General features: G+C 34.8%; 4 protein-coding genes. All 4 read right to left on the reverse strand.

The annotated features are described in order from the left end of the window. The coding region (locus tag RT261_RS13455) for a zinc-ribbon domain-containing protein (protein ID WP_313133207.1) at positions 1-3,217 on the reverse strand (3,217 nt) is incomplete at its 3' end. A gap of 7 nt (positions 3,218-3,224) precedes the next feature. Further along, positions 3,225-3,914 (reverse strand): hypothetical protein, encoded by a 690-nt coding sequence (locus RT261_RS13460; RefSeq protein WP_313133208.1) that lies wholly within the window; start codon positions 3,912-3,914, stop codon positions 3,225-3,227. 3 nt (positions 3,915-3,917) lie between these two features. Then, positions 3,918-5,588, reverse strand: a complete 1,671-nt coding sequence (locus RT261_RS13465; RefSeq protein ID WP_313133210.1) for a hypothetical protein — start codon at positions 5,586-5,588, stop codon at positions 3,918-3,920. Then, positions 5,581-7,145 (reverse strand): hypothetical protein (locus RT261_RS13470; protein WP_313133213.1); only part of this gene is annotated, 1,565 nt, incomplete at its 5' end. The genes RT261_RS13465 and RT261_RS13470, both read right to left, overlap by 8 nt.

A 7,145-nucleotide genomic window follows, 5' to 3' on the forward strand; every position in this document is an offset into this window, starting at 1 on the left:
GATACGTTTCAGGACCACGCTCATTAGTAGAACTAAACTCTTTAGCCAAATCCGAATGGGTATCTATCAAAGAATTGAACCCCGCAAAGACTCTGTCTTTGTGACAATAAGGACAAGATTCGTCTCCAATTTCACGTTCATTTATAGGATAGTTATATTCGCCACCACACGTTGGACATCTCCATTTAATGGTATATGCGAAGCTTTTGGTAAACTCATTTGGCTTACGCTCCTCATTTGGACTAAACTCCTTAACCAAATCCGGATGAGTATCAATTAAACTATTTACGCCTTCTTGAACAATTTTTCCACTACATACCATGCACTCAAAGTTATTAGCCAACTCAGTTCCTAATAGAACTTCATAATGATGACCATGCTCACATTTGAATGCAAATTTCATATTATTCTTGTCAGAAATCTCATCCGGTTTTTTCTCATTTGTTTCATAGTCCCATATTTTAATTACATCCGGATAAGCGGATTGGAAGTCATTTATACCTTTGACTACTATCGTGCGGTTACAAATAGGACATGCTCTTACGCGATTTACTCTATACCAAACAGAACGTTGAAATTCATGTCCTTCACCACATTTCCAACAGGTGTCTTCGTTACTATCTGTAAAAGCTATCATATCTGGTCCAATTCCATTCTTTTCTACATCAAATTCTGTAGCAAGGTCTGGGTATTGGGATTCAAGGTCATTCTCACCGGAAACAAATATCTTATTGGCACAAATCGGGCATTCGAAACGTCCTAGTCTTGAGAAATTCAGAATTTTCCACTGAAAGGAGTGCCCACTTTCACAATTCCACCAAACATATTCATTAGACATGTTGGAATAGCTGTTAAAAGGTCGATTATTCTTTTCTATGTCATAATACTGCTCAAATTCAGGATGCTCTTCAAAAAGCATTTTACTATAATTCCATGAACAACATATATTACAACCGCCTTCGCCTTTTGCCCTTGATTGAAACGTTGCTTCCCATTTATGTTCGTTATTATTACGACACACCCAATTAGCCTGTTTCGTGCTATATTCAGTAACATTATACGGGTCTATTGTATTACTTGGGGCGTATTCATCCATTACTTCAGGATGAAGATATGCAAAGCTTTTCTCACGTGTAACCTTCTTCCCTGCGCAATAAGAACATCCTTTGCTCTGTGTGTCCTTGGAACGAATCATTGCACCTAATACAGCTTCAAAATTCTCTCCACAAATATCACAATGCCACCAGAAATAGTGACTTAAGTCACTCCCTTTCAAATCAGCCAGTTTACAACGGTTCTTATCTTCTAGGAATCTATCAATTAATTCCGGATATTCTTCTGCATATGTTTTCGTACGAACTACCCCAGTACACGCGGGGCAATTTCTTATTTTATAATTCTCACCTTCGACAAGAATTCTACTTGCTGGGGATACCTGCCATTCGTGGCCGCATTCATGGCACTTCCACCATAATGGTATTTGATTTGATACAGATAATCCATACACATTGATATCTATGTTCTTAGGATAGTCATAATCTTTTTCTAAATCTGGAACCATTGTAAATAAATCTGTGATACCCTTTTTTATAACTGTTCTATTTTCGCAACATGGACATAATCCTTTTGACATTTTTCTTGTTGCTATCTTTGCTTGCCATTCATGGTTACACTTTTTACATCTCCACCATACAGAATCCTTTGAATTAGCTGATGTGAGAGTAATGTCGATACCTTTATTTTTCGGATAATTCCATTGGTTAACCATATGAGGAAAATCAGCAATAACTGGTTTAGTTTTCATATTTTCACTACATGCTGCAATTTCATCTTTTATAACGCTAGAAATTGCCAACTTTCCTTCTTCCTTACAATATGGACATCCAAAAGGTTCCTTCTTAGGAATATTACATATTTTTTTAGGATAAACGTGTTCTGGATTATTTACACACCTTAAATATACCGTTTTTCCTGACTTTTCTGAAACATTATCTGGCGTTAATCCATTGTTTAATTCATTTACCCACGTTTTTGAAGCTTCTGGGTTAAGTCTTCTGAATGTTTTTGCAATTTTAAGTTTTGCAACTACTTTACCTTTCTTTTTTGTGAGTTCACATTCCTGGCAAACAGGGTTCCTAGTGAATTGTTGAATCCTTTTTGAGAATTCATGTCCATCTGAACATTTAAAATTTGCTTTTACACCTGAATTTGGTGATAACGTTTCTGGGTTGATATCAGAATTTTTATTATAATCCCACATTTCTTTACCTGTTGGACATGATGAAAAGAAATCATTTTTACCAGGGTATATTATTTTTTTCTTAGAATTGCAATGAGGACATCCTTTCGGCTTTCTATCACAAGTTGTCATATCATAAATATAACTGCTAAATTCATGCCCTTTTTTACATCGAAAATAAGCTTTCTTATTTGACCCAAATAGTGTATTATCAGGTGTCATATCTCCGTTCATATCATAGCGCCACATTTCTGAATCTTCAGGATTTACCATCCGAAATGTAATAACCGGATTTTGCGTTATAATCGAATGATTTTTCTCAATACTTCCTTCTGTCCCATCAAAACCACAACAAGGGCAATATCTTCTTTCGTTCCATAGACTAACCTGGGAGGTCCATTCATATTTACAATTTGGACAGCCAAAACTTGCATTATACCTTGATGACTGGACGATATCTTCAAGATTTACTTCAGCATTTTTATTAGTATTCCAAAACAATCTTGTATTAGGAGTATTATAAATAAGCTTCGTTTTTTTCTTCTCACATTCACTACATTTGGGTGAATGAAAAAAATCCATTATTTTTCTATATGTACTATGTCCTTTATCACATTTAAAATGAGCATACTTATTTGAATTTGGAAAAGTTTCGGTTGGCTCTATTTCTTTATTTAACTCGTAATCCCACATACTTCTGGATTCAGGACATTTAGTAAAAAAATCTGTTTCTCCTGGAAAAACTTTCTTAGCATTTGTTCCACAATATATGCACCCATAGGAATGACCATCATCAGCTGTCATTTTAGATATTCTTTTAGAAAATAGATGATCAGAATTTTTAAGACATCTAAAATATGCTGTTATATCCGACTTCCCGGAAACAGTATCCGGTGTTAACTCTCCATTTAACTCATAACACCACATCTGTGCAGCTTCCGGATTCAATTCTCTTAAAGTAGTAGTAATATTCTTCATTTTACCCCTATATAGTATCAAAGAGTCCTTTGATAATTTTGTTATTTATCTTCGTTACATCAGCATCAGCGGTTACTATTTCATTTTCAATTACTTTAGGATTAACAATTCCAGCCGTATCCTTTAATAACCCCTGTTGTTTCAATAGTTCATTTGCTATTTCCGGATATATATAAGTATCTATTATATCTCTCTGCTTACGGTTTTCTGCTTTATAATTTCTACTATCAGAACTTAATTTAGCACTTTTGCTTTCAATTGCCTCAAGTTCCTTTTCTAATTCTTCAACTCGTTTCTTAAGATTCTTTTCCTGTAATTCAAGGCGTTTGTTTTCTTTGAAGCTATAGGCTGCGGAGTTTGTTATCTCTCTATAGTAGTTTTCACGCTCTTTTAAGGCATTCTTTAATTTTTCTCTTGTATTATTTTTGGCAAGGAACTCATCCATGTCTATATCTCTGTAAACAGCAACCGTATGAATATGGATTTCTTCTGTGGTTTCCTGTAATTTCTGGATATGCGCTCTTGCATCTTCATTACGTCTGATTAGGTAGTCAGCAATATCATACCCTTTAGAACGTACATATTCCCCTATTTGAGGTATTTTTAACTGTGTGGCATCACCATCACATTTTTCAGCATAGAATTGCTCTATTAAACCAATAAGAGTATCAGAGCTAACTTTAACTTTCCGTGGCATCTTTTATTTCTCCTTTTGTGTTAATAATTTCTCTTCATAATATTGCTGATAGGTAAAAGAACTACTCTGAAGTCGGAGTATTGCCTGAAGGATGTCTTCGTGATTTCCTTTCTCAAGCCGAACCTGTTTGACTACCTGTTCTAAGTGTTTACATTCATCTTGAATCCTGCGTTTGTAAATGTCATCACCTTTAAAGAAATCTTTCATGGAGCCTTTGCGATAAAAGGTACAATGCGGGCAATAACCAATCTCTCCTTCCGGACCAGATACTTTCTTACAATCAGAGAAGTCATTGTTTATAAATGCCGGCGAATAGCATCTTCCACCATCATCAAGCATATCAAAATTCTTTATGTTAAGAGGTAGTGGTCCCTTTTTACTGATTTCATAAGTTACATTTCCCTTTAAAACCTTACGGTATAGTTTATAGGTACGGCATTCGATAAGAGATGTAATATTGCTGTAATAATGTGCTGACATTTCCATATCTTCATGACCTGCAAGAAGCATAGCTAATACCGGAGTTCCTCCTTCAGCAATAATGTTTATCAAGGCTAAATGTCTCGTATCACCTAAATATAGATAGTTGATACATCCCTTTTCTAAATGTTTTATTTCTCTGTCATAAATAATTTTTAAGCCATATCTGCTTTCGATAACATCATGGTAGAAATATCGCATAACACAACTCATATTGATGTATGTAAAATATCTGCTGTTTGAATGCTTTTTCTGATTCCATTGATGGTAATGAGTATCCGTAATAAATAATGTATTAAGTTCCGTAGATTCATATCGTTTTGTAAAATCTATGTATTGCTGAATTTCGCTTGCCAATCTGTCCGGAATTTTGTACTGAACAATGTAATAATCTTCGTCAATTTTGTAAGCAATCTTTTTCTCAGAACCTTTTATCCGGTTCCTACGAAGTGTAAGATACCAGCCATCACTTTTTTGTTCAAGGCATTTTCTTGGAGTCAATATAAATTCTCTTGGTCGTAAAGGAATAACCCCGGTAATCTGCCACCATAGATATAAAGGATAAAAGAATAATCTTTCATCTTTGGGTATATTAGAAGCCCAGTAGTCGTTCATGATGTCATGGAATAAGAAATAGGAATCAAAGGAAGCCAACTGCCGTCTTTTATCAGTATCATTAAGGGAATATCGCCAATCAGCAATATTATCAAGTACACTTAAGAGATGCTCCATTTTTTCAGTATCAGCAGCTTCTGGAAGCATGGAAAAGAAATCAATTACTCGGCTCGGATGCTGCATAAAGAATGTTTCGGAAAGAACATACAGTTCTTCTGGCTCATTCTCCATAAGCCTGTTGATGTCATAGATAACATCTCTAATAGAGTTCAGTACGATATCCCCCATCGTGAACATGACAAATGTTTTAAGGTAATCTGTAAACTCATTAATAGATAGTCCAAGTATTTTCTCATAATTCTTTTTATATCCGTATTCTGGAACATTAAAATGAATACTTAGATTTGAATATTCATCAGTAAAGTACCATCTTTTATCGCTAAAATGTCCTGTTTTTATAATTCCTCTATTTTTGTATTCTTTAAATAAATCTTGCGCTTTATTAAGGCATGCCTCATCCATATTCTGAATTGCAAGTATAGTATCAAACATTTTAAGAGCTGTACCTGAATTAACCATTCGTGTTCTCCTTTATTATCTTTTCAAGTGATTGTAATGCATCATCACCATATTGTTCCTTAATGCACTGTAATAACTCATCAATTGCAGGCAGAACGGTTTCTTTTATCAAGGTTCTATATTTCATTTTTAACTTTTCTTCAGAGGCATTATGATATAAAGTTAGTAGCCTGTTATATTCGCTAATCATGAGGAATACGGTTGACTTAGTACTGATTTCAAAATCGCATCCAATACAGCTCGTTCTGTCAGAATACGGGCATATTTTTTTCATAGCAGATATAAGGCACAGACATTCGTCCTGCTTAGATACAGCGTTACCATTGCCAATACGATGTAATATACGCAAAATACTATTTCGCTTATCATCTTCATCTGATAAAATATCTTTTACAAGTGCCATAGATTGTTTACTGGATTTGTTAGAAAATGCAACAGTATCTTCTATTTCAGCGGGAGATAAGGCTAAATTTTGTATTAATTCTGTCTGTTTTTGAACCGATAGCCGGTTATAATCTCCATTTGTTATCATCTTAAGCAGCATAGATGGAATAAAAGATAGAACACCGCGTTCAAACAACTCCCTTGCGACGAATTCAGGCGTTAATCCGCTTAACTTCGCATCTTTAAGATAAATGGCTGTTGTTGTAGCAAACTCGCCGTATGAGCCTTTATGAGACCTTGCAAGGGCGGCCAGGATATATCCCTTAATATTAAATTCATCATCATTTTCAAGTATATCGTCTGTAAGCATAAATACAGACTGTAAATAAGATTTATTTGCTGCTCGGGTTCTGAAATTGGATTCCAGAAATAATGCTCCGATTTCGTCACCCATATATCGTGTTATTCTATCATAATCGGTAATAATCCGGATTAATGGTTCGGAATCTGGACTTTTACTAATTTGCCTATGTGCTTCAGCTATTGCTAGAAGTGTACCTATATGAATTTCTACACTTTCAGGGACACAAAGCTTAATTGATGATATTCCACTATGTTTTTTAGTCTTATTCGGGTTCAAAGGCAAGGCTGTGAGTCTCCATGTTATTGAATAAAGAGTAAGTCTTGCGTCTTCATCAGAAAAAGTACCATCCAGAACCTGATTTAATACTTCATCAGGGTCCATTGTTAATCTTGGATGATGTATTCTCACGATATCAGAATTTCTTAAAGCACAGATAAAATGCAAGGCCAGAAAAAGCCATGTATCTACATGATTCTTAGATTGTGCGGCTTTTGCATACATGTCATTTTCTATGATATAATCCTCATTAAAGAGACAATAAAGCAATTCAAGATATTCCTCTGTATCGTATGCCTCATTCGAATCTGCATTATCTTTTCTCTTTGACATGAAGTAATCATGCATATATTTGGTTTTGTAATGTTCTTTTAACCATGTTAAGAAGAAGGTTAAAATATCTCCATACTGTTTTGACATTTCTTCAAATGCAACTGCCAAGAAGTCCTTTATCTCTTCATCTCGCAAAAGACATAGGTCTTTCTTCAAAAATTTAAGTAAGAACCCGTTTAGGTAATACTTGATATCTTCCG

Source organism: Anaerocolumna sp., from assembly GCF_032079385.1.
Taxonomy (GTDB): Bacteria; Bacillota; Clostridia; order Lachnospirales; family Lachnospiraceae; genus Anaerocolumna.